At 41.6% G+C, this 567-nt stretch carries 1 pseudogene; it reads right to left on the reverse strand.

The annotated features are described in order from the left end of the window. Positions 1-36 precede the first annotated feature (36 nt). Positions 37-567 (reverse strand): annotated as a pseudogene (locus R7Q48_RS29710) (DUF1853 family protein); the annotation flags it as partial.

The raw sequence follows: 567 nt of genomic DNA on the forward strand, positions 1-567 counted from the left end.
AGATGGTCGCCTTTTTTACAACTCGTCGTTAACTCTCTATTTAAGAGCCTTTGGATTTTGTGGCCAATTATCTGGCACGATAAACCAGAACTCGCCATCTGCTGTTTGTGCATGCTCAAATCGCTCCATTGGTTTTTCAATCGGCTGAGAAAAATCATCCGTACCAATAGCTCAGTTGGGTTTGCTTAAGTGGTAAAGCGGTTTATTGATCAACCTCCATTGGCTTTGATAACACCAATATCCACTGATTTGGCTTGGATTGAGAGCAAAGCCTAAGCACTCTTTCGGTGGTACTTCATTAGAAAATGGATTGATGTAAAGTCGCCCTTGCATCAACAAGCGTTCCTTTGGAGACTGATCCAGAGGAAGTATTTGTCTAAATTCAGGCCTTTCGCTCATTTTCAATTGGTGGGAGAGCATTCTATCCAGTTTTGTATGCAATTGATCGTGCGCGTTAGGGCCATACCAAACACCTTCATGTAAAAGATAAAACTTAATCGCTACTTCCCAATGTTCTAGTTGGTCCAATGTTCTATTTTTGAGTATGAGATCTATCGCACCGATGGT

This window comes from Vibrio sp. 378 (assembly GCF_033339435.1).